Annotated in this window: 18 protein-coding genes; all 18 read left to right on the forward strand. The window is 63.8% G+C overall.

Features of this window, described 5'->3' with window-relative positions; all coding sequences use genetic code 11:
- The first annotated feature begins 221 nt into the window (after window positions 1–221).
- The 18 genes from OGL93_RS04425 to OGL93_RS04510 all read left to right on the forward strand — a co-directional run bounded on the left by OGL93_RS04425 (window position 222) and on the right by OGL93_RS04510 (window position 21,883).
- Window positions 222–680 carry an Lrp/AsnC family transcriptional regulator gene (locus OGL93_RS04425; RefSeq protein WP_263261172.1) on the forward strand — a complete coding sequence of 153 codons (459 nt, stop codon included), beginning with the start codon at window positions 222–224 and terminating at the stop codon, window positions 678–680.
- Window positions 681–949: 269 nt separating this feature from the next.
- Entirely contained in the window at window positions 950–2,632 is a 1,683-nt protein-coding gene (locus OGL93_RS04430; protein ID WP_263261173.1) for an NAD(P)/FAD-dependent oxidoreductase, read from the forward strand.
- Window positions 2,633–2,636: 4 nt separating this feature from the next.
- Window positions 2,637–3,434 carry a carbon-nitrogen hydrolase family protein gene (locus tag OGL93_RS04435; protein ID WP_263261174.1) on the forward strand — a complete coding sequence of 266 codons (798 nt, stop codon included), beginning with the start codon at window positions 2,637–2,639 and terminating at the stop codon, window positions 3,432–3,434.
- A 639-nt stretch (window positions 3,435–4,073) separates the two neighbouring features.
- Complete coding sequence (locus tag OGL93_RS04440) at window positions 4,074–4,841, forward strand: hypothetical protein (protein WP_263261175.1); 768 nt, start codon at window positions 4,074–4,076, stop codon at window positions 4,839–4,841.
- 67 nt (window positions 4,842–4,908) lie between these two features.
- A complete protein-coding gene (locus OGL93_RS04445) occupies window positions 4,909–6,024 on the forward strand; it encodes a DegT/DnrJ/EryC1/StrS family aminotransferase (protein ID WP_263261176.1) in 1,116 nt (371 codons plus the stop codon).
- Window positions 6,025–6,045: 21 nt separating this feature from the next.
- Entirely contained in the window at window positions 6,046–7,569 is a 1,524-nt protein-coding gene (locus tag OGL93_RS04450; protein ID WP_263261177.1) for an oligosaccharide flippase family protein, read from the forward strand.
- Entirely contained in the window at window positions 7,566–8,495 is a 930-nt protein-coding gene (locus OGL93_RS04455) for a glycosyltransferase (RefSeq protein ID WP_263261178.1), read from the forward strand. Before OGL93_RS04450 ends, OGL93_RS04455 begins: the two co-directional genes overlap by 4 nt.
- A gap of 85 nt (window positions 8,496–8,580) precedes the next feature.
- A complete protein-coding gene (locus OGL93_RS04460) occupies window positions 8,581–10,791 on the forward strand; it encodes a polysaccharide biosynthesis tyrosine autokinase (protein ID WP_263261179.1) in 2,211 nt (736 codons plus the stop codon).
- A gap of 30 nt (window positions 10,792–10,821) precedes the next feature.
- Window positions 10,822–11,592, forward strand: a complete 771-nt coding sequence (locus OGL93_RS04465) for a WbqC family protein (RefSeq protein ID WP_263261180.1) — start codon at window positions 10,822–10,824, stop codon at window positions 11,590–11,592.
- Window positions 11,593–11,629: 37 nt separating this feature from the next.
- Entirely contained in the window at window positions 11,630–12,130 is a 501-nt protein-coding gene (gene rfaH, locus OGL93_RS04470) for a transcription/translation regulatory transformer protein RfaH (RefSeq protein ID WP_263261489.1), read from the forward strand.
- A gap of 22 nt (window positions 12,131–12,152) precedes the next feature.
- Window positions 12,153–13,154, forward strand: a complete 1,002-nt coding sequence (locus OGL93_RS04475; RefSeq protein WP_263261181.1) for a glycosyltransferase — start codon at window positions 12,153–12,155, stop codon at window positions 13,152–13,154.
- Window positions 13,151–14,398, forward strand: a complete 1,248-nt coding sequence (locus OGL93_RS04480) for a glycosyltransferase family 4 protein (RefSeq protein WP_263261182.1) — start codon at window positions 13,151–13,153, stop codon at window positions 14,396–14,398. Before OGL93_RS04475 ends, OGL93_RS04480 begins: the two co-directional genes overlap by 4 nt.
- Window positions 14,367–15,677 (forward strand): hypothetical protein, encoded by a 1,311-nt coding sequence (locus tag OGL93_RS04485; protein WP_263261183.1) that lies wholly within the window; start codon window positions 14,367–14,369, stop codon window positions 15,675–15,677. The genes OGL93_RS04480 and OGL93_RS04485 overlap by 32 nt, the downstream gene beginning before the upstream one ends.
- Window positions 15,643–16,941 carry a hypothetical protein gene (locus tag OGL93_RS04490; protein ID WP_263261184.1) on the forward strand — a complete coding sequence of 433 codons (1,299 nt, stop codon included), beginning with the start codon at window positions 15,643–15,645 and terminating at the stop codon, window positions 16,939–16,941. Before OGL93_RS04485 ends, OGL93_RS04490 begins: the two co-directional genes overlap by 35 nt.
- A gap of 26 nt (window positions 16,942–16,967) precedes the next feature.
- Window positions 16,968–18,080 carry a glycosyltransferase family 1 protein gene (locus OGL93_RS04495; protein WP_263261185.1) on the forward strand — a complete coding sequence of 371 codons (1,113 nt, stop codon included), beginning with the start codon at window positions 16,968–16,970 and terminating at the stop codon, window positions 18,078–18,080.
- The gene (locus OGL93_RS04500) at window positions 18,077–19,276 is read left to right on the forward strand and encodes a glycosyltransferase family 4 protein (RefSeq protein ID WP_263261186.1); all 1,200 of its coding nucleotides are present in this window, start codon (window positions 18,077–18,079) and stop codon (window positions 19,274–19,276) included. Before OGL93_RS04495 ends, OGL93_RS04500 begins: the two co-directional genes overlap by 4 nt.
- A 63-nt stretch (window positions 19,277–19,339) precedes the next feature.
- Complete coding sequence (locus OGL93_RS04505) at window positions 19,340–20,752, forward strand: undecaprenyl-phosphate glucose phosphotransferase (RefSeq protein ID WP_263261187.1); 1,413 nt, start codon at window positions 19,340–19,342, stop codon at window positions 20,750–20,752.
- 48 nt (window positions 20,753–20,800) lie between these two features.
- A complete protein-coding gene (locus tag OGL93_RS04510) occupies window positions 20,801–21,883 on the forward strand; it encodes a polysaccharide biosynthesis/export family protein (RefSeq protein ID WP_263261188.1) in 1,083 nt (360 codons plus the stop codon).
- The last annotated feature ends 62 nt before the right edge of the window (window positions 21,884–21,945 follow it).

A 21,945-nucleotide genomic window follows, 5' to 3' on the forward strand; every position in this document is an offset into this window, starting at 1 on the left:
ATATTTATTTATTTGCCACTTCAAATTAATAAATCGATAGATGGCGTTTCGCCACACCCTTGGCGCCAAAAAAATGAAAAGTGCAGACTTTAATTATTCGACGCGCCAAAAGTGCAGAAATAAGATTTTTGATCCAATATGGATTTTAACCCTAGATAACGAGTGACTGATGGGTCGCGGTTTACTAGGATAGCCCTATGCCTCTATCTGCTTGAGCACCAATGAACGACCAAAGCGCTTTTGCCCTCGACGGGGTTGACCGTCAATTGATTGCCGCCCTGCAGGTGAATGCCCGCGAAAGCGTTGCGACTCTCGCCCGTAAACTGGGCATTGCCCGCACGACCGTAACCTCGCGCCTCGCCAGGCTCGAGCGCAGCGGCGTGATCGTGGGGTATGGCGTGCGCCTGGCCCAGCGGGCCTTGAGTGGCGGGCTACAAGCCTACGTGGGGATCACCGTGCAGCCCAAGGCCGGCCGAGACGTGCTGAAGAGCCTGGGAACCATGGCGCAGATCCAGCAGCTGTGCGCGGTGAGCGGAGAGTTCGACTACGTGGCTTGGCTGCGCAGCGACTCCCCCGAACAGCTCGACGAGTTGCTGGACCAGATCGGCGCCCTGGAAGGCGTAGAAAAGACCACCACCTCGATCATCCTCAGCACCAAGATCGATCGCGGCCGCGGCTGACACGCCCCCTTGGCCGGGAAGAGGTTTGTAGGCGCCATTCCGCGCAGGCGCCAGCACGGGCAGAGCCTCGCATCTACAGAGCAACACAGCAGCGTCTCGCTAAACCCTGCCCAGTAACGCTTTTCGTCATATTGCTTAGCACTCTGGTCATTTAGACCGGAAAACGTACATAAAGCCAACACTCTGCGTCTTAATAACGTGTGCCCACCCGCCTAGAATGCCCGCCAGCGCTTTCTATACTGTTCGGACTGCATTCTTGCGAGGTGTTCATGCTCAAGCCTAACCGCCATCCTGCCGGCTTCGATAAGCCGATCACCATCTTCGGGCCGGACTTCCCCTTCGCCTTTGACGAGTGGATCGAACATCCGGACGGCTTGGGCACCATTCCCGAAGCGAACCATGGCAAAGAGGTGGCGATCATCGGCGCCGGCATCGCGGGCCTGGTGGCTGCTTACGAGCTGATGAAGCTCGGCCTGCGCCCCGTGGTGTACGAGGCCTCCCGCCTGGGCGGCCGGCTTCGCTCGCAGCCCTTCGAAGGTGCCGAAGGCATCATTGCCGAGCTGGGCGGCATGCGCTTCCCAGTGTCGTCCACGGCGTTCTATCACTATGTCGACAAGCTCGGCCTGAAAACCCAGCCCTTCCCTAACCCCCTGACCGCTGCCTCCGGCAGCACGGTGATCGACCTGGAGGGGCAGACCTACTACGCCGAGAGCGTTGCCGAATTGCCGCCACTGTTCCATGAAGTGGCCGACGCCTGGGCCGACGCACTGCAAGAGCGAGCGCACTTTGGCGAGATCCAGCAGGCGATCCGTGACCGCGACACCACCCGCCTCAAGGCCCTGTGGGATTCGCTCGTGCCGCTATGGGACGACCGCACCTTCTACGACTTCGTGGCGACGTCCAAGTCCTTCGCCGGCCTGACCTTCCAGCACCGGGAAGTGTTCGGCCAGGTAGGCTTCGGCACCGGCGGCTGGGATTCGGACTTCCCTAACTCGATGCTGGAAATCCTCCGGGTAGTGATGACCAATTGCGACGACCATCAGCACCTGGTGGTCGGCGGCGTGGAGCAGGTGCCGCTGGGCATCTGGCGCCACGTGCCGGAGCGTTGCGCCCATTGGCCCGAGGGCACCAGCCTGAGCAGCCTGCACAGCGGCGCGCCGCGCTGTGGCGTACAGAAGGTCGCACGCGCGGACAACGGCCAGTTCGCCGTCACTGACGTGTGGGGCCATACCCGGACCTACCCGGCGGTGCTCGCTACCTGCCAAAGCTGGCTGCTGACCACGCAGATCGAATGCGAGGAATCGCTGTTCTCCCAGAAGATGTGGATGGCGCTGGACCGCACCCGCTACATGCAGTCCTCGAAAACCTTCGTGATGGTGGACCGCCCGTTCTGGAAGGATAAAGACCCGGTCACCGGCCGCGACACCATGAGCATGACCCTGACCGACCGCCTGACCCGCGGCACTTACCTGTTCGACAACGGCGAGGGCAAGCCGGGGGTGATCTGCCTGTCGTATTCGTGGATGAGCGACGCCCTGAAGATGCTGCCCCACCCGGTAGAAAAGCGGGTAAAGCTGGCCTTGGACGCGCTGAAGAAGATCTACCCGACGGTAGATATCGCCGGGCACATCATCGGCGACCCCATCACCGTTTCCTGGGAGGCAGACCCGCACTTCCTCGGCGCCTTCAAGGGCGCGCTGCCAGGGCATTACCGCTACAACCAACGGATGTATGCGCACTTCGTTCAGAAGGACATGCCCGCCGAGCAGCGGGGCATTTTCATTGCCGGCGACGACGTGTCCTGGACGCCCGCCTGGGTAGAGGGCGCCGTGCAGACCTCGCTTAACGCGGTGTGGGGGATCATGAACCACTTCGGCGGCAAGACGAGCCCGAACAACCCCGGCCCTGGCGATGTGTTCGACACGCTGGGCCCCGTTGCCCTGCCGGATTGACCCCATGCGAATCGCCTTGTATCAGGGCCCTGCAGGGCCCAACCTGCCGGTCGAAAACCTGGCGCGCCTCGAGGCATGGGCCGCCGAGGCCGCACGCCGTGGCGCCGAGCTGGTGGTATTCCCGGAGATGTTCCTGAGCGGCTACAACATCGGCGCGCAGGCCGCTGCCGCCCACGCTCAGGCGCCCGATGGGCCAGCACCCGTACACATTGCAGCCATCGCCCAGGCCCATGGCCTGGCCATAGCCTATGGCTACCCCGAAGCAGGCCCCGACGGGGCCGTTTACAACGCCGCGCAGCTGGTGGACCGCGACGGCGAGCGACTGCTCGACTACCGCAAGGCGCATCTGTTCGGCAGCCTTGATCGGGCCATGTTCAGCCCCGGCGATGGCGGCTTCCCGGTCGCTGAACTGGGCGGCTGGAAGCTTGGGCTGCTGATCTGCTACGACGTTGAGTTTCCCGAAGCAGTGCGTGAGCTGGCCCTGGCCGGGGCCGACCTGATAGTGGTGCCCACCGCTAACATGGCCGGCTTCGAAGTGGTCGCTCAGGTGACAGTGCGTGCCAGGGCCTACGAGAACGGCTGCTACCTGGCCTACGCGAACTACTGTGGCGACGAAGGCGAGCTGCGCTACTGCGGCCTGAGCAGCTTGTGCGGCCCTGCAGGAGAGCAGATAGCGCTCAACGAAACCGAAGAAGGCTTGTTGGTTGTGGACCTGGACCCCGAGCACTTGGCTGCGCTGCGGCAAGCCACCCCCTACCTCACGGACCGGCGCAGTAGCCTTTATCGGCGAAGCCACGAGTAAGTCAATTTCCTGCCACCTCCCTTGGGGCTTATTTCGCCGCCGCCGATAAACTGGCGACGTAAATTTAGCCCCTTCCGCTTCAACACCACTCCGCCTACCCTGTGACAAGGCCCGCCAATCAAGGGCTTGCGGGTGTTTTCTTCCCTGAAATCAATGGTTTTGCCCCACTGGCCATCATTATCGGCCAAAATGCCATCAATACGATGGCGTCAAATTTTAAAATTATTATTTTTCAATAAGTTAGGTATGTATCAGAAGTGAAACCGGCTTTGTGCCGATTTTTTTGCTTTAAACGATTGACAGCCTGCTACGAAAAACCGATATATCACCCTACCTGCGGCGAAGACCTCAGCGAATGGCACGAAGCCATCCTACTAAAAACCTTGCTTGACCCCCTTCAGGCTGCCCCGCGAAGAACGCATTGAAATTCGGCGTTCCTGGCACCGGCTTGATGTGTGATTTTGCCCACGCTTATTAAGCACCCGATATACAGGGAGGGCGGTAGTGTATTTGCAAGTTACATAACGGCAATAAGAAGTTTGGGTCCAAAAGAACTATCGGACCTGGCGGTAGCTTTGCCCGAAGTGTGCTGCTTCGGTTTTAAAGTTAAGCGTTCATTCACGGATAGAGTGCCTTCCCATGTCGCCATTGTTCAGCAACGACCCTACTTCAATCGCACTTCTGGTCAATGACATGGACCAGCATGGGCACGCGGTTATCGAGCAGGCGTTTTCCGACCAGGCCCTGGATGAAATGCGCCAGTACGTGACGCGCGAAGCTGCCCGGCACGATGGCCGATATTTCGCCTACCACGGCTTGAAGGCGCTGGCCGGTAGCCCGATGGCGCGGCTGGCGGCCTCGACAGAGCTCACCGCCACCCTCGACCACTTGCACCGGCACGCCACTGGCACGCCGGCGGCTAGCCACGAAGTGTTCCCGGTGCTGCGTTGCGTGCAGGGGGGTAGCGGTGCGCGGGAGTCCAACGCCTTCCACTACGATGCGACGCTGCTCACCGTGCTGGTGCCGATTTTCATCCCCGAGGAAGGCGAGCAGCGCGGCGACCTGGTGATGTTCCCTAACCTGCGCCCGGTACGAGCCAACGTGGCTACCAACGTGCTGGAGAAAGCCCTGCTGCAGAACAAGGTCAGCCGCCGGGTGCTCAGCCGTGGTATCGAAGCAGGCTGGTTCAAACCGCGCACCCTGACGCTGGTGCCCGGCAACCTCTACCTCTTCTGGGGCTACCGCAGCCTCCACGCCAATCAACCGTGCAGCCCCCATGTGCAACGGGCCACTGCCCTGTTCCACTACGGCGACCCGCACGCTGGCAGCCTGGCCACCCGGCTTATCCTCAAGCTCAACCAGCAGCGGGCCCGCCGCAGCGTTGCCCATTCAGGCCCCGCCACGTGAACCCTGTCGCACGCCACGCCGTCACCTCGACAGCCAGCCGCGCAGGGCATGCGCAAGGACGCTCCGCATGATCAACGTCACCAAGTCGTACATGGGCAACCCTGAAAAATTCAAGGCGTACGTCGACGGCATCTATGCCTCGCGCTGGCTGACCAACCGCGGCCCACTGTGCTGCGAGCTGGAAGAACGGCTCAAGGATTATCTTGGCGTGCGCAACATCGTGCTGGTCAGCAACGGCACCCTGGCGCTGCAAGTGGCCTACCGCGCCCTGGGGCTCGCCGGCAGCGCGGTCACCACGCCGTTCAGCTTCGTTGCCACCAGCAGTACCTTGCAGTGGGAACACATCCGCCCTGTGTTCGCCGACATCTGCCCGCAAAGCTGGAACCTGGACCCCAAGCGGATCGAAGCCAGCCTGCAAGCCGACACCAGCGCCATTGTCGCCACCCACGTGTTCGGCAATCCCTGCGCGGTGGATGCCATTGACCGGGTCGCGCAGCTGCACCGGCTCAAGGTCATCTATGACGGCGCCCATGCCTTCGGTGTGCGCCATGCCGGGCAATCGGTGCTCAACCGCGGCCACGTGAGCACCTTGAGCTTCCACGCCACCAAGCTGTTCCACACCATCGAAGGCGGCGCGGTCGTTACCAACGACGACGACCTGGCCGAACGCGTGCGGCTGATGACCAACTTCGGCATCGCCGACTTCGAGACCATCGAAGGGCTGGGCACTAATGCCAAGCTCAATGAATTCTCCGCGGCCATGGGCCTGTGCATCCTCGATGACATCGCCTTGATCCTCGAGCAGCGCGCGGAAATCGGCGACTTCTACCAGCGCCACCTGGGCGATCACCTGCAGCTGCAACAGCCCACGCCGGATAGCGAACCGAACTTCAGCTATTTCCCGGTCGCCCTGGCCAGCCACCGGCAGATGCTCGCCGCGCGCGCGGCCCTGCAGGAAGCGGACATCAACCCACGCCGCTACTTCTACCCGTCGCTGGACACGATCGATTACCTGCAGCCGCAGCGGCCGCAACCGGTGTCCCGTGGGCTGGCCCAGCGCGTGCTGTGCCTGCCCATCTACCCGGGCCTGGGCCGGCAGGTCCAGCAACGCATCGTCGACACACTGTTGCCGTTGTGCGACGCGCCGCGCCTATCCCTGGCGCCGCTGCGCAGGGCCCTCTAAATGACAGTCTCGGGGCCCGCCATGAGCACACACCGTTCGATCTTCCAGAACACCACCCTCAACTACATGGGGCAGGCGTACACACTGCTGATCGGGATTCTGATCATGCCGTTCTACCTCAGCCATCTCGGGGCGGAGGTGTATGGGCTGATCGGGTTCTACACCGTGCTACAGACCTGGCTGCAACTGCTCGACGTGGGCCTGTCGCCCTCGCTGGTGCGGCAGATCGCCCATCATCAGCATGCGGGGCACGCGGGCAGCCGTGACAGCGGCTGGCTGCTGCGCTCTTTCGAGCTGATCTTCCTGCCGCTGACCCTGGTCACGGTGCTGGCGGTTTACCTGGGCGGCCCTTGGATCGCCGCGCACTGGCTCAACGCTCAGGCGCTGGACACAGCGACCATCGTGCAGTGCATCACTCTGATGGGCTGGATGGTCGCGCTGCGCCTTTATGCCACCCTGTATAAAAGCGGCCTGCAAGGGCTGGAGCTGCATGGCTGGCTCAACGGCGCCAACGTGGTGATCACCACGCTGCGCTATTTCGGCGGGTTGTTCCTGGTAGCCGTGGTATCCCAGGACGCGCTGGTGTTCTTTGAATTCCAGCTGGGTGTGGCGCTGATCGAAACGCTGATCTTCGCAGTCAAGGCTTACTCCCGCCTGCCCAGGCCCTCGCCGCTGAGCGGGTTCAACTGGGCGCTGGTCAAGCCCATCGTGCCCTTCGCGCTGAGCCTTTCGTTTACCTCGGTGCTGTGGATCGTGCTGACCCAGCTGGACAAAATCCTGTTATCCGAGCGGTTGCTGCTGACCGAATACGGCTACTTCTCGCTGGTGGCATTGATGACCACCGGCATCCTGATGCTGATCAACCCGCTGGTGCAAACCCTGCTGCCACGCATGACCGTGTTGCTTGCAGAGGGGCGCGACAAGGAACTGCAGCAGCTGTACCTGGGCGCCAACCGCTTTACCTGCACCTTGCTGTTCCCGCTGGCGAGCGTGATGGCCGTGCATGCCGGAGATCTGCTCTATGCCTGGAGCGGCGACCGCGCCGCGGCCGAATGGGGCCGGCTGATCCTGTTCTGGTACGCCCTGGGCAGCGCGATCATGGCCGCCAGCACCTTTCAATACCACTTGCAGTACGCCTACGGGCAGATCCGCCTGCACGTGTGGTACAGCGTGGTGTCCGCGGCGATTACGGTGCCGGTGATGGTGCTGGCCATCGACACCTGCGGCGCCCTCGGCGCGGCCGCCGCCTGGTTCGTGCTCAGGCTGCTGTCGTTCGCCATCTGGCCGCGGGTGGTGCACCGCCACCTGGCCCCTGCGCTGCACGGCGTATGGCTCAAGGACATTCTGCGAATCAGCCTGATGACCCTGGTGGGCCTGGCGCTCACCGAACCTGTTGTGCGCCTCACGGCCGGGGAGGATCGCTTGCTGACCCTGGCCGGCCTGGCGGTGTGCGGCCTGGTCACGCTGGCGCTGGTCGCCGGCAGCGACCGTTTGCTCGCCGCCCGGGTGATTCTTCTGTTCAGCAAACCGAGCGTGGGACGATGAGCATCAGAACCGAACAAAACATCATGCAGGGCTGGGGCGATGCGCGCGAGCCGCTGGTGAGCGTGGTCTGCCCGGCTTACAACCAGCAAGCCTTCATCGCGCAGACGATCGATAGCTTCCTCGCCCAGCAGACGGATTTTCCCTTCGAGATCCTGATCAACGACGACGCCTCCACCGACGGCACCCGCGAGATCATCCGGGCCTATGCCGAGCGCTACCCGAGCCTGATCCGGCCGGTGCTGCACGAGCAGAACCAGTATCGCCAGGGCAAGCTGTTCTTCCCGGCCCTGTTCAACATGGCCAAGGGGCGCTACCTGGCGTATTGCGATGGCGACGATTACTGGACCGACCCGCTCAAGCTGCAAAAGCAGGTGAGTTTCCTCGAAGGCCACCCCGACTACGTCATCACCTACCACGACGCGGTCATGGTCGACGAGCAGGGTGAACAGGGCCTGCAGCTGGGCCACCGCTACCAGCGCGACGCCAGCAGCCTGGAACTGATGCAGGGCCGACGCATCTCCACCCTCACCGCCTGCTTCCGCAACCTGTTGCACGAACTGCCGCGCGAATTGGAGCTGGCGCCGCTGATGGACGTGTGCTGGTGGTCGATGCTTGGCGCCCACGGCAAGGGCAAGTACATGGCCAACATCGGCGCCGGTGGCTACCGCGTGCATAGCGGCGGGATCTTCTCCATGCGCAGCGAGAAGAAAAAACTGCACATGAGCCTGCAAACCGCCGCCTGCCTGGCGAACTACTACCACCACCGCGGCCACCAGGCGCTCTACGAGCATTTTCTGACCCAACTGTTCGGGCTATCGCTGGCGGCGGTATCGCCCTGGCAGAAACTCAGCGCACTGGCGCTGGTGGCCACCAATGTCAGCCGCAACCTGTTCCGGCGCCTGGCCTTGCCAATAGGGCGAGGCTGACCATGCGCGCGCCCGTTTACCTCACCACCTGCCTTCACACAGACCCGATCGCCAGCGCCGCAAGCCTTGGCCCAGGAGCGACACCATGACCGCAATGACCCGTTCCAGCCTGGAAACCCAACAGGACGCCCGGATCGACGTCGCAAGCATCTTGCGCATGTTGTTCGACCATAAGGCGCTGATCGGCTGGGTGGTCGGGCTCTGCACCCTGGTCGGGATCGCCTACGCGATCATTGCCACGCCGGTGTACCAGGCCAATGCGATGATCCAGATCGAACCGAAGAAAATCGGCCTGGACGCCACCCCGGTGTTCAACAGCAAGCCGACCTCGGTGTCGGAGGCAGCGACCGAGATCGAGCTGATCAAGTCGCGCGCGGTGCTGGGCCGGGTCATCAGCGACCTTAGGCTGGATATCGTGGCTACGCCGCGTTACTTGCCCGGTGTCGGCAAGTGGTATGCCCGCCAGTTCAAGCCGGCCAACGGCCAACTGGCAACGCCACCGCTGGGCCTTGGCCGCTTCGCTTGGGGTGGCGAGACCCTTTCGGTCGGCGCGCTGGAAATCCCCAATACGCTGCTCGGCCTGCCGCTGGTACTGGTCGCTGGCGCCAATGGCAGCTATAGCCTGCAAGACCCGGACGGCCAGCCCCTGCTGCAAGGCAAGGTGGGCGAGGCCAGCCAGGGCGCCGGCGTTACTCTGCTGGTAAACGCCCTGCGCGCTCGCCCGGGCACCGAGTTCCGCGTGGTCCGCAACCGCGAATTGGCCACCGCGCTGGAGTATCAGGAGAAACTCAAGGTCAGCGAAGCCGGCAAGGACTCGGGCATCGTCTACCTGTCCATCCAGGACCCAGACCCCGCCAAGGCGGTGCTGCTGGTCAAGGAAGTGAGTGACCGTTACGTGCGCCAGAACATCGAGCGCAGTTCCGCGGAAGCGGCGCAGCGGCTGGACTTCTTGCGTTCACAGTTGCCGGTGGTTCGCGCCGAGTTGGAAAAGTCCGAGGAGGCGCTGCACGAATTCCAGCTGCGCACTCACTCGGTGGACATCGGCCAGCAAACCCGCGCGTTGCTCGACCAAGTGGTCACCTATGACAACCAGCTGTCCGAGCTGCGCCTGAAACGCACCGACCTGGACCGCCTGTACACCCGCCAGCACCCACAGTCGGTCGCCCTGAGCCAGCAAATCAGCCAGCTCGAAACACAAAAGGCCAAGCTGCAAGGCGAAGTCGGCCAGCTGCCGGAGACTCAGCAAGAGCTGCTGCGCCTTACCCGTGACATGCAGGTGACGACCCAGACCTACACCAACCTGCTCAACCGGGTGCAAGAGCAAGACATCATCCGTGCCGGCAACATCGGCAACGTGCGGATCATCGACGCCGCCGACGCCAACGTCGAAGAGCCGGTCAAACCCATGCGCAAGCTGATCGTGGCCTTGGCCGCGCTGCTCGGCGCCGTGGCGGCGATCTCGATCATCTTCGTGCGTCAGGCCTTTTACCGGGGCGTGGAAAACCCCGAGAGCGTAGAGCAACTGGGCCTGCCGGTGTATGCCTCGCTGCCGCTGTCGCGCCAACAAGAACGCCTGAACCGCGGCCAAACCCGAAAGGGCCAAGCCCCGTCGCGCTTGCTCGGGGTGGTGGCGCCGCGGGAGGCCACCATGGAAGCGCTGCGCAGCCTGCGCACCAGCCTGCACTTCGCCATGGCTGAGGCTCGCAACCACGTGCTGATGATCACCAGCCCCACACCAGGGGTGGGCAAGTCTTTCGTGTGCGCCAACCTGGCGGTAGTGAGTGCCCAGGGCGGCAAGCGCGTGTTGTTGATCGACGCAGACATGCGCAAGGGCTACCTGCATCAGCAGTTTGGCGTGCAGCCGCGCCATGGCCTGGCCGACGCCCTGGCCGGGAAACTGCCGCCGGCCGAGGTGGTGCACGACACCCCCGTGGCCAACCTGCAGTTGATTTCCTGCGGCTACGCGGCGCCGAACCCTTCCGAGCTGCTGATGCACGAAAACTTCAACCGGCTGCTGGGCGAACTCGCGCCGCATTACGACCTGGTGATCATCGACACGCCACCCGTGATGGCGGTGACCGACGCCACCCTGGTCGGGCGCCAGGCCGGCACTTGCATGATGGTCAGCCGCTTCGGCCAGAGCACCGTGAAAGAGATCGACGTTGCCCGCAAGCGCCTCGCGCAGAACGGCGTAGCGATCAAGGGCGCGATCTTCAACGGGGTGATCCGCAAGGCGTCCACGGCGGAATACGACTGCGCCTCCTATGGCTACGACTACGGCGACTCGCGCCAATAACCGGTTATCCACTCGTCAGGGCAGACACACATGAACACCACCATTGCAATGATGCAGCCCTATTGGTTCCCCTACCTGGGCTACTTCCAGTTGATTGCCGGCGCCGACGTGTTCGTGCTCGGCGACGACCTGCAATACGTCAAGGATGGCTGGATCAACCGCAACCGCGTGCTCTGTGGCGGCAAGCCCTGGCTGTTCAGCCTGCCGCTGGCCCGTGACGTACACGGCCTGGCGATCAACCAGCGGCGCCTGGCCGATACCGCGGCGGGCAACCTCGACAGCCTGCTCAAAACCCTCGCGCTGCACTACGCCCGCGCCCCGCAGCGCGCCGAGGTGCTGCCGCTGCTCGAAGGGCTGATGCGCTTCCCCGACGCTAACCTGGCCCGTTACCTGGAACACAGTGTGCGCAAGGTGTGCGCCTACCTGGGCATCACCACGCCGATCTTGCTGGCCTCGGACCTGGGCATCCGCGATATCGCCGACAAACAGGACAGGGTCATCAAGACCATGCATCGGCTGGGCGGCAACCGCTACGTCAACCCCATCGGCGGCCGCGCCCTGTACGAAGACCAGCGCTTCCGCCAGGCCGGCCTGAGCCTGCGCTTCCACCAGATGGACGACATCAGCTACGCCCAGTTCGGGCAACCGTTTGTGTCGCACCTGTCGATCATCGACGTGCTGATGTTCAACCCGGTCGAGCAGATCCGCCAATGGCTCGACCGCTATAGCTTGCTGCTGCCCGCGCCTGCCGCTGCGCGCCCGGTTGCGCCCGTCGCTTCGCCGGCCCCCCTTTTCCTTTAGTAGGACACACGCCATGGATGCCGCAGTCGCCACCGCAATGCATGACGCTAACTGGTACTTGATCCAGACCAAGCCTCGCCAAGAAGCCCGGGCCGAGGAGCACCTGGCGCGCCAGGGCTTTGATTGCTATCGCCCGGTGACCGCGGCCCCCGCCAGCGGCGGCCGGGCGGCACGCGTGCCCGAGCAGCCGCTGTTCCCTGGCTACCTGTTCATCCAGATGCAGCGCGATGACAGCTGGTACCCGATCCGTTCCACCCGAGGCGTGGCTCGCATCGTTGCCTTCGGCCCGCAACCCTGCCCGGTCAGCCCCAAGCTGATCGAAGAGATCCGCCAGCGGGCCTGCGTGATGCCCTCGGCACCAGCGTTCCGCCAGGGCGAAAAGGTCCGCGTGGTGGCCGGCGGCAGCGAGTTGGAAGCGATCTTCCTGTGCAACGACGGCGAAGAGCGGGCGGTGATCTTGCTCAACCTGCTGCAACGGCAACAGCGCGTGGTGCTGCCGCGCCAGCAACTGCAACGAGTAGCCAGCCATGCGTGCTAAGCCACTGCGCCGGAGCAGCCCCATGAACGGCACCACCACGCTGGTCACCCTGACCTACGGCAACCGCCTCGATTACCTCACGACCCTGGTGAACCGCTCGCTCGGCAGCTGGCGTATCCAGCGGGTGATCGTGGTGAACAACGCCTCGACCGCCAACCTGCGTTCGCTGAGCGATGCCTGGCCGGGGCAGGTGGAAGTCATCGACCTACCTACCAACACAGGCTCGGCGGTGGGCTACACAGTGGGCATCGAGGCGGCGCTGATGCGCGGCGCCGAGTACATCTGGCTGATGGACGACGACAACGCCCCCACCCCAGGGGCCATCGACGCACTGCACCAACGCTTGTTCGAGTGCGCCCAAGGGCGCGGCTGGGACAAAGCCGCAGTGATCGGCTTCCGGCCTACCCACCAGGCCGATATCGCCGCCGGCGTGCCGCGACCATTCGCGGTGCAGTGGCGCTCCAGCTGCTTCGGTTTCCACATCGCGCAACTGCCGTACAAGGTATGGCGGCGCACGCCTTGGGGGCGGCCCAACGCACAGCGCCGCCAGGCAGCGCTGGTCAAGCTGCCGTTCACCACCTACGGCGGGCTGCTGGCGCACCGCTCGCTGTACGAACGCATCGGCACGCCGCGCGGAGAGTTGCTGCTGTATGCCGACGATACCGAATACACCTGGCGGATCACTGCCTCCGGCGGCGAGATTTTCCTGGCCACCGAGGCATTGCTCGACGACCTCGAGCAGTCGTGGAACGTCAAGGCGCGCACCAGCAACATCTACGAGACCTTCCTGCTCGGCAACTCGGAGTTCCGCGCTTACTACGCCGCGCGCAACCAGGCCTGGTTCGACAAGCACGTGTGGGCGGCCTCCTCGTGGCTGTATTACATCAACCGGTCGCTGTTTCTCTTCCTGTTGCGCCAGGTCGCTCGCCGTAAAGGCTCCCTGGCGCGTTTGAACCTCATCGAGCAGGCAATCCGCGACGGCGAGTCGGGACGGCTGGGCACCCACGAGTCCTATCCGCTATGAAACTACTGTTCCTTAACAGCCTGTATGCCCCGCACATCGGCGGGGGCGCCGAAGTCGTGCTGCAACGCACCGTGGAAGGGCTGCAAAGGCGCGGCGATGAGGTCTGCGTGCTGGCGACCGGGCCCCAGCCCGGGCTGCACGTGAGCGACGTGCGCGGGGTGAAGGTCTACCGCGCCGGCCTGCTCAACACCTACTGGCATTTCAGCCAGCAGCGCCCCGGCGCGCTGGTGCGCCTGGGCTGGCACCTGCGCGACCGCTACAACTCCGCGATGCGCCAGTACGTGCGCGAAGTGATCAACCGCGAAGAAGTCGATGTGGTGGTGTGCCATAACCTGGCTGGCTGGTCCGTCGCGGCCTGGGACGAAATCACGGCGCAGGGCATCCCGATCGTGCAAGTGCTGCACGACCTTTACCTGCTTTGCCCGGGCAGCAACATGTTCAAGAAGGGCAGCGCCTGCAAGAACCCCTGCACGCTGTGCAAAAGCTTTCGCCAGGGCCATGCCGAACGCTCCACACAGGTGGCGGCGGTGGTCGGGGTGAGCGAGTTCCTGCTGCAGCGCATGCGCGCGGCGGGGTTCTTCAGCCAGGCCCAGGCCAGTGTGGTGTACAGCGCCAGCCCGCGCGTGGACGGCGCGATCCCGGCGTTCCTGCCACCCGCCGAGCCTGCGCCCACCCCTGTGCGCTTTGGCTACATGGGCACGCTGTCTGAACAAAAGGGGCTGAGCTGGCTGATCCGGGAGTTCCAGGCCCTTGCCTTCCCCGCCACCCTGGAGATCGCCGGGCGCGGCCAGGCCGATTACGAAGCGCAACTCAAGGCGCTGGCCGGGGACGCCCCGAACATCCGCTTCGTTGGTTATCAGTCGCCGGAGCACTTCTATCGGCATCTCGACGTTGCCGTGGTGCCGTCGATGTGGAACGAGCCGTTCGGCCTGGTGGCGGTGGAGGCCTGCGCACACTCGGTACCGGTGATCGCCAGCTGCCGAGGCGGCTTGCCGGAGGTCGTGGAAGACGGCGTCAACGGCTTGCTCTGCTACCCCGAAGAGCCCGCTTCGCTGGGCAAGGCCATGGCCCGCCTGGGCCAGGACCTGGGGTTGCGCCAGCGCCTGACCGACCAGGCACGGTGCAGCGTGGAGCATCTGCTGGACATGGAACGGATGCTCGACGCCTACCAGGGCATTTTCAAACAGGTCGCCATCAAGGGAATGCAGAGCCATGGCCACATCATTGCCGTACAGCGCGGCTGAGCGCCGGCCGGGGCTGGCCTTTAACAAGTCCACGCTGATGGCACTGGCCGCGATCAGCCTGGTGGGGGTGGAAACCTTCTCGGGAGCGCTGCGCTACTTTCTCGACATGGCCGGCGCCTCGGCGCTGCTCTACGTGCCCAAGGCCGCGTGCCTGGCGCTGTTCGCGCTGGAGCTGCTGAGCGCGCGCCTCAGCCGCGGCTTCTGGCTGGCGCTGTTACTGCTGGTTGTCTCGAGCATGCTGGGCATGCTCCATGGCGCCAGCCCCAGCAACGCAGGCTTTAGCCTGTTCATCTACAGCCCACTGCTGTTCGGCATGCTCTGCGGGGCTTACCTGCAACAGCGCAGGCAATTGATGGTGTGGGTGGTGGGCTTATGCTTGGTGGCCTCGATGCTGGGGATTCTCCTGGACAAGTACACCAGCGTGCCGTGGAAGGGCTACAGCTACAACCTGGGCGACACCACCCTGCGCGGCAACCAGGCATGGTCCGCTGGCGGCACCGACCGCCTGGCCGGGTTCGCCCGGATGTCCACCACGGCGGCGATGATGATGGCGATATACGCCCTTTACCTGACCGCTTTCACCCGCTCCAGGTGGCTGATGGGGCTGCTGTTCGCCGGCACGTTCGGCAGCATTTTGCTGACCACTAACAAGTCCACCGCGGCGGCCTTCACCTGTGCCCTGCTGCTGTTGCCGATCCTACGCCGCCCGCTGCTGTGCCGGCTGCTGTTCGTGCTGGTGGTGGGGATAGGCCTGGCCCTGCCGGTGATGTCCGTGCTGCTGGACTTCGACGGCCACGCCACCACCGGCGACACGGTGCTGTCATCGTTCTACGACCGCTTGGTCAATACCTGGCCGATGGTGATTACCGCCATTGACCGCGAAGGCTGGGGCGTCACCGGGGCGGGCTTGGGCATGATCGGCAGCAGCGTCGCGCTGTTCCCGGTGTATTCGGCCCAGGTGCCCGCCGTGACCGACAACACACCGCTCTACCTGTGGAGCACCCTGGGCGTTGCCGGCATCGTGCTGTTCGGTGCCCTGCTACCGCTGCTTTCCGGGCTGGCCGCGCGCCGGGACTGGATGAGCGGCGCGCTGATGACCGTGACCTTCTGCATCGTGCTGATCAGCTGGACCACCGATGTGCTGGAAGTGCCTGTGGCGGCGTTGTTCCTAGGCATCGCCGTATCACACCTGTTGCTGCGCCCTGCTGTTCCCACCTTCGAGCTGTATTTACGAGACCTGTCCCGTGACCCTGCATTTCCTACGCCGCGCCCTTTATAGCGCCGCCCTGTTGTGCTGCGCGCTGCCAGCCCTGGCGGGCGATGCAGCGGATGCGCCCGCAGACTTCATCGTCGGCGTGCATACCCGTTTGTTCAACCTGCCGCGCCCAGTGCAGGTGCCGTTCAAGCTGATGCACGAGGCGGGCATCCGCTCGGTACGCGACGACGCTTTCTGGTCCACGGTGGAACAACAGCCGGGGGTGCTGCGGATTTCGCCCGATTGGACCAAGTACCTGCGCGCGCAACACGACAGCGGCATGAGCAACGTGCTGATGCTCGGCTACGGCAACCGGTTTTATTCCAGCGACAGCAAACCGATCTACCCGACCGTGCGCGCTGGCTTTGCCCGCTTCGTCGACTACGTTGCACGCCAGCTCAAGGGCCAGGTGGGCTTCTATGAGGTGTACAACGAATGGGACCTGGAGGACTCGCTCTCCCCCGCCTATGGCGATGCCTACCTGGAGCTGGTGCAGGACACCTCGCGGCAACTGCGGCGCATCGACCCTAAGGCGCGGATCCTGGGCGGCGCGGTCACCAGCTATGGCATCAAAGTGGGCTTCGCCGATCGGCTGTTGCAGGGCGGGTTGCTCAAGTACGCCGATGGGTTGTCGCTGCATCCTTACGTGCACTGCGAGAAAACCAACGGCGGCAACACGCCGGAGAGCTGGATCCGCTGGATGCGCCAGGTATCGGCGCACCTGGATGACGTCGCCGGGCAGCCGGTGCCGCTGTACCTGACCGAGATGGCCTGGCACAGCACCGGCAGGCTGCACCCCTGCGGGGTCGATGAGGACACTCAGGCGGCCTTTCTGGCGCGGGCATACCTGCTGGCCAAGACCCTGCCGGCGATCAGGGGCATGTGGTGGTACGACCTGGCCAACGACGGCTACGACCCCGCCGAGCAGGAACACAACTTTGGCTTGCTGCGCCGCGACCTGAGCCCCAAGCCCGCGTACGAAGCGCTCAAGCGCATCGCCCCGGTGCTCAACGATTACCACTATGTGCCAGGCCCGAACCTGCCTGCCGCCGAGGGCAGTGACGACCTGCTCCAGCTGGAGTTTCGCAAGGGCACCGAGCGGGTATTGGCCGTGTGGACTGCCGGCCCGCCCCGGACCGTTACGCTGCAACTGCCAAGCGGCCCAACGCAGGTTCACGCAAGCGAGATGCCGCAGATGATTGCCCTTGTGGGATCGGGCGAAGCCCGCGAAGCAGACACCGCAGCCTCGACACCGACCCATTCGCCAGCTTCGCCGGCCACTTATTAGAATCGCTGCACAAGGACGTATTAAAGATGATTGTCATCAACGCTCGCTTCTTGACCCAGGAGCTTCGTGGTGTACAGCGGTTTGCCGAGCAGATCTGCCTGTCGCTCAAAGCCATGCGCAACGACCTGGTGTTCGTTTCGCCCCCCGGTATCGTGATGCACGAAACCGCGAGAAAACTCGGTGCCCAGGAGATCGGGCGTCATCGCGGGCACCTCTGGGAGCAACTGGACCTGCCCGCCTACCTGCGGCGCCACGGGCAGCCATGGTTGCTGTCGCTGTGCGCCACGGCGCCGCTGTTTTATCCGCGGCAAGTGGTCACCCACCATGACATCACGTACATCCGCCACCCGGAGAGCTACAGCTGGGCTTTCCGCACGGCTTACCGGCTGATGACGCCCCTGATGCTGAAGAAGGCGCAGGCGTTGATCACCGTCAGCGAGTTTTCCCGGCGCGAGATCAGTGAACACTATCAGGTGCCCGCCGAGCGTACGCTGGTGGTGCCCAACGCGGTCAGCGGCGCCTTCCAGCCACGCCGCCTGGAGATACCACGGCCGTACCTGCTGGCGGTGTCTTCACCCAGCGCGCACAAGAATTTCGGCCGGATGATCCAGGCGTTTCTGCGCCTCAAAGGCCATCCGGAGGTGGAGCTGCGCATCGTCGGCGCCGCCAACGGCATCTTCGCCGACCCCAGCCTACAAGCGCAGGCGGCGGGCGATCCGCGGATTCACTTCCTCGGCCGCCTGACCGACGCGCAGTTGATCGAGCAATACCAGCTGGCGACCGCCTTTGTGTTCCCTTCGCTGTACGAGGGTTTCGGCATTCCTCCACTGGAAGCGCAGGCCTGCGGTTGCCCGGTGCTGGCGGCGAACGCGGCCGCCATCCCGGAAGTGCTGCAGTCAAGCGCGCTGTATTTCGACCCGCTGGACGTCGACCAGATGGCCCGCGCCATGGCGCTGGTGCTGGATAACCCGTCCATTGGCGAGCATTTGAGAACCCTCGGGCTGCGCAATGTGGCGCGTTTCAGCTGGCAGGCTTCCGCCCGGATGATCAGCGACCGCCTCGACGCCCTGCAAAACGACCGACCTCAACCGCAGACCACTAAAACGGCCGCTAGCCAGCGCGCCAGGGAGCACCAATGAAAATCGCCATCGTTCATGACTGGTTGGTTACCTTTGCCGGCGCGGAGCGGGTACTGGCGTCGATGCTCAAGATCTGGCCCCAGGCCGATCTGTTCGCGGTGATTGATTTTCTCAGCGACGAGGACCGGGCGCGGCTCGGCGGCAAGCAGGCGAAAACCACCTTTATCCAGCGCCTGCCCAAGGCCCGCACCCGCTACCAGACCTACCTGCCGCTGATGCCCCTGGCCATCGAGCAGATGGACCTCTCCGGGTATGACCTGATTCTCTCCAGCAGCCACGCGGTGGCCAAGGGTGTGCTCACCGGCCCTGACCAGCTGCACATCAGCTACGTGCATTCGCCCATCCGCTATGCCTGGGACCTGCAGCACCAATACCTGACAGAAAGCGGCCTGAACCGTGGGCTCAAGGGCAAGCTGGCGCGGATGGTGTTGCACTACATGCGCTTCTGGGACCAGCGCACCGCCGCCGCCGTGGATGACTTCGTGGCCAACTCCCGGTTCATCGGCCGGCGCATCGACAAGGCCTATCGGCGGCCCTCCACGGTCATCTACCCACCGGTCGATACCAGCGGGTTCAGCTTCAACAGCGAGAAGCAGGACTACTACGTCACGGCTTCGCGCATGGTGCCCTACAAGAAGATCCCGATGATCGTCCAGGCGTTCGCCGCTATGCCGGACAAACGCCTGGTGGTGATCGGCGATGGTCCGGAACTGGCCAAGGCACGCGCGGTGGCCGGGCCTAACGTGACCATCCTCGGCCAGCAGCCCTTCGAGGTGCTGCGCCAGCATTTGCAGAACGCAAAGGCCTTCGTCTTCGCCGCCGAGGAAGACTTCGGCATCACCCCGGTTGAAGCCCAGGCCTGCGGCACCCCGGTGATCGCCTTCGGCCGCGGTGGCGTGCTGGAGACCGTGCGGGGGTTGGATGCGCCGGCGCCAACCGGGGTGTTTTATCCGCAGCAGAGCGTTGAGGCATTGATGGCGGCTGTCCACACCTTCGAGCGTGAAAGCCATCGCATCAGCGCCCGGGCATGCCGCGAGCAGGCCGAGCAATTCAGCGAGCAACGCTTCGAGCGGCAGATCCGCCAGTTCGTGGAAGTGCGCTATGCCGAAGCGCAGCTGACGCCGATAAACATGCCGCCGCGCCTGACCCTGGCCGCCGTGAACAAGGCACCGCCGGCGGTCGTGACACCGATGTAACCCGCGGTTTTTGCCGCAGCAGCCCCTTTGACCCGACAGATGTTGCACCCACAGGACGACGCCATGCCAACCTCCCACAAGGGCATCCTTCACGCCCACCAGTCCTTCCTTTCCCTGGCCCACCGCCTGCTCGATCTGGCCGTGATCGTTGGCGGCCTTCTCTGGGTCGAATGGCTGAACCAAGACCCGATCAGCAGCGAAACCTGGATCAAGGTGCTGTTGGCCGTGCTGGTATTCCACTGGCTGAGCGAATACCACAAGCTTTATGGCTCCTGGCGGGGGGAGCGGGTGGGCCGCGAGTTGCGGCGGGTGGCCACGTATTGGTCGCTCACGTTCGTGTGCCTGCTGGTAGCCGACCAGCTGTTGCCACAGGACAAGGCCCTGCCCATGGACCATCAGTTGCAGGTCTTCACCGTGGTGTTGGCCGTGCTGGGCGGCTACCGGCTGGTGATCCGCAGCGCTTTGCATGCATTGCGCAAACGCGGGTTCAACACCCGCAACGTGGCGATCGTGGGCACCGGGCGGGTGGGCGAACGGTTGGCGTTGTCCATGGCCCGGGCGCCGTGGATGGGGCTGCGGCTGTTCGGCTTCTACGATGATCAACCGCAGCAGATGGACCTCAGTGGCCTGGGGCGGCGCGTGACCGTGCGCGGGGGGCTCGATCAGTTGGTGGAACACGCCCGCGCCGGACGTATCGACAAGGTCTATATCACCCTGCCGATGGTGCAGGAGCCAGTGATCTGCGAGCTGGTCAAGGCATTGAGCGACACCACCAGCTCGGTGTACTTCATCCCCGACGTGTTCATGTTCGACCTGCTGCATGCGCGCAGCGAAAGCATCAACGGGCTGGCCAGCATCAGCCTGATCGACAGCCCCATGGAAGGCTCCAGCAGCCTGATCAAGCGCCTGGAAGACATCGTTGCCGCCAGCCTGATCCTGGCTGTGATCGCCGCGCCCATGCTGCTGATCGCCGCGGCGATCAAGCTCAGCTCGCGGGGCCCGGTGTTGTTCCGCCAGCTGCGCTATGGCCTGGACGGGCGGCCGATCAAGGTGTGGAAATTCCGCAGCATGACGGTGCAGGAAAACGGCCACGACGTTCGCCAGGCCAGCCGCGACGATGCCCGGGTGACGCCGCTGGGCAAGGTACTGCGGCGCACCTCGCTGGATGAGCTGCCGCAGTTTTTCAATGTGCTGATGGGTGATATGTCCATCGTTGGCCCGCGCCCGCACGCGGTGGCCCACAACGAGCAATATCGCCGCCTGGTGAGCTGCTACATGCTGCGCCACAAGGTCAAGCCAGGCATCACTGGCTGGGCCCAGGTCAATGGCTGGCGGGGGGAAACCAACACCCTGGACAAAATGCAAAAGCGCGTTGAGTACGACCTCGATTACATTGAGCGCTGGTCGGTGTGGCTGGACCTGAAAATCATCCTGCTCACCCTGTTCAAAGGGTTTGTGAATAAAAACGCCTACTAACGGCCTGCCCCCTCACGCGAGAAGCCTGATTCTCCAAGGAAGATTGAAATGAATCGCAACGTGTTAGTTGTCCTGCTGTTGAGCGCGGCGCTTCAAGGTTGTGCCCTCGCCCCTGGGCAACACATGACCCCCGATGACGCCGCCGAGGACACCGGGATCAACGGGCCGGTGCGGGTGGTGCAGATCACCAGCGCCAGCGTCAACGAAGAAAAGACCCTCTACACGCCCGCGCCTGTTCCGGCCGAGCTGTTGAACTACACGCCCGAGGAGTACCGCATCGGCCCCGGCGACGCGCTGGTGGTCACGGTCTGGGAGCACCAGGAGCTGAACGCGCCTTCAGGCCCCGAGCAGGGCAACTCCAGCGCCCGGGTGGTGCGGGGCGACGGCACCATCTACTACCCCTACATCAGCTCCATCACCGCCGGCGGCAAGACCATCGAACAGTTCCGCGGCGAACTGCAACAGGCCCTTTCGAAGTACCTCACGGTGGCCAAGGTGGACGTCAACGTGCAGAGCTACGAAAGCCAGCGGGTGGTGTTGTCCGGCGCGTTCCGCAGCCCAGGCGTGCAGCCGCTGACCAACGTGCCGTTGTCGTTGGTCAGTGCCATCAGCAAAGCCGGCGGCGAGGCCGACAACGCCAACCTGGCCGGGCTGATCCTCAAGCGCGAGGGTAGGGAATACCTGCTCGATATCGACACCCTCAACCGCAAGGACTCCCCGCTCAACCGGATCTACTTGAAGAATGGCGACCAATTGCACCTGGGCAACTACCGGGAAAACAAGGTGTATGTGCTGGGCGAGGTGCACAACCCGCAGGTGATGAACTACGGCGGCAGCACCTTCAACCTGATGGAGGCGCTGGGCAACGCCGGCGGGATCAGCCAGGAAACCGCCAATGCCGAGGCGGTCTATGTGATCCGTAGCCCGCAAACGAACACCCAACAGCCGCCGACCGTGTTCTACCTCAATGCGAAGAAGCCTACCGCCTTCTTGCTGGCCCGCCAGTTCGATTTGCAAAGTGCCGACGTGGTGTTCGTGGGCCCAGCGAACATCACTCGCTGGAACCGTTTCATCAGCCAATTACTGCCTTCGGCCAGCGTGGTGGCGACCGGCGCAGCGTTCCGGAATTAACTGCATGGCGTAATAGTGGCAAATGTCGGCTTCGTTACGCGAAATTTCCCCTTTGGGCGTAG

Source organism: Pseudomonas sp. RIT-PI-S, assembly GCF_025642975.1.
Taxonomy (GTDB): domain Bacteria; phylum Pseudomonadota; class Gammaproteobacteria; order Pseudomonadales; family Pseudomonadaceae; genus Aquipseudomonas.

What these genes read in the sequence shown, in the direction of transcription:
- OGL93_RS04505 (WP_263261187.1), top strand. Translation starts at nt 19,340, where the DNA reads ATGCCAACCTCCCACAAGGGCATCCTTCACGCCCACCAGTCCTTCCTT.
- OGL93_RS04440 (WP_263261175.1), top strand. Translation starts at nt 4,074, where the DNA reads ATGTCGCCATTGTTCAGCAACGACCCTACTTCAATCGCACTTCTGGTC.
- OGL93_RS04485 (WP_263261183.1), top strand. Translation starts at nt 14,367, where the DNA reads ATGGCCACATCATTGCCGTACAGCGCGGCTGAGCGCCGGCCGGGGCTG.
- OGL93_RS04465 (WP_263261180.1), top strand. Translation starts at nt 10,822, where the DNA reads ATGAACACCACCATTGCAATGATGCAGCCCTATTGGTTCCCCTACCTG.
- OGL93_RS04425 (WP_263261172.1), top strand. Translation starts at nt 222, where the DNA reads ATGAACGACCAAAGCGCTTTTGCCCTCGACGGGGTTGACCGTCAATTG.
- OGL93_RS04480 (WP_263261182.1), top strand. Translation starts at nt 13,151, where the DNA reads ATGAAACTACTGTTCCTTAACAGCCTGTATGCCCCGCACATCGGCGGG.
- OGL93_RS04450 (WP_263261177.1), top strand. Translation starts at nt 6,046, where the DNA reads ATGAGCACACACCGTTCGATCTTCCAGAACACCACCCTCAACTACATG.
- OGL93_RS04460 (WP_263261179.1), top strand. Translation starts at nt 8,581, where the DNA reads ATGACCGCAATGACCCGTTCCAGCCTGGAAACCCAACAGGACGCCCGG.
- OGL93_RS04495 (WP_263261185.1), top strand. Translation starts at nt 16,968, where the DNA reads ATGATTGTCATCAACGCTCGCTTCTTGACCCAGGAGCTTCGTGGTGTA.
- OGL93_RS04445 (WP_263261176.1), top strand. Translation starts at nt 4,909, where the DNA reads ATGATCAACGTCACCAAGTCGTACATGGGCAACCCTGAAAAATTCAAG.
- OGL93_RS04510 (WP_263261188.1), top strand. Translation starts at nt 20,801, where the DNA reads ATGAATCGCAACGTGTTAGTTGTCCTGCTGTTGAGCGCGGCGCTTCAA.
- rfaH (WP_263261489.1), top strand. Translation starts at nt 11,630, where the DNA reads ATGCATGACGCTAACTGGTACTTGATCCAGACCAAGCCTCGCCAAGAA.
- OGL93_RS04455 (WP_263261178.1), top strand. Translation starts at nt 7,566, where the DNA reads ATGAGCATCAGAACCGAACAAAACATCATGCAGGGCTGGGGCGATGCG.
- OGL93_RS04435 (WP_263261174.1), top strand. Translation starts at nt 2,637, where the DNA reads ATGCGAATCGCCTTGTATCAGGGCCCTGCAGGGCCCAACCTGCCGGTC.
- OGL93_RS04475 (WP_263261181.1), top strand. Translation starts at nt 12,153, where the DNA reads ATGAACGGCACCACCACGCTGGTCACCCTGACCTACGGCAACCGCCTC.
- OGL93_RS04500 (WP_263261186.1), top strand. Translation starts at nt 18,077, where the DNA reads ATGAAAATCGCCATCGTTCATGACTGGTTGGTTACCTTTGCCGGCGCG.
- OGL93_RS04430 (WP_263261173.1), top strand. Translation starts at nt 950, where the DNA reads ATGCTCAAGCCTAACCGCCATCCTGCCGGCTTCGATAAGCCGATCACC.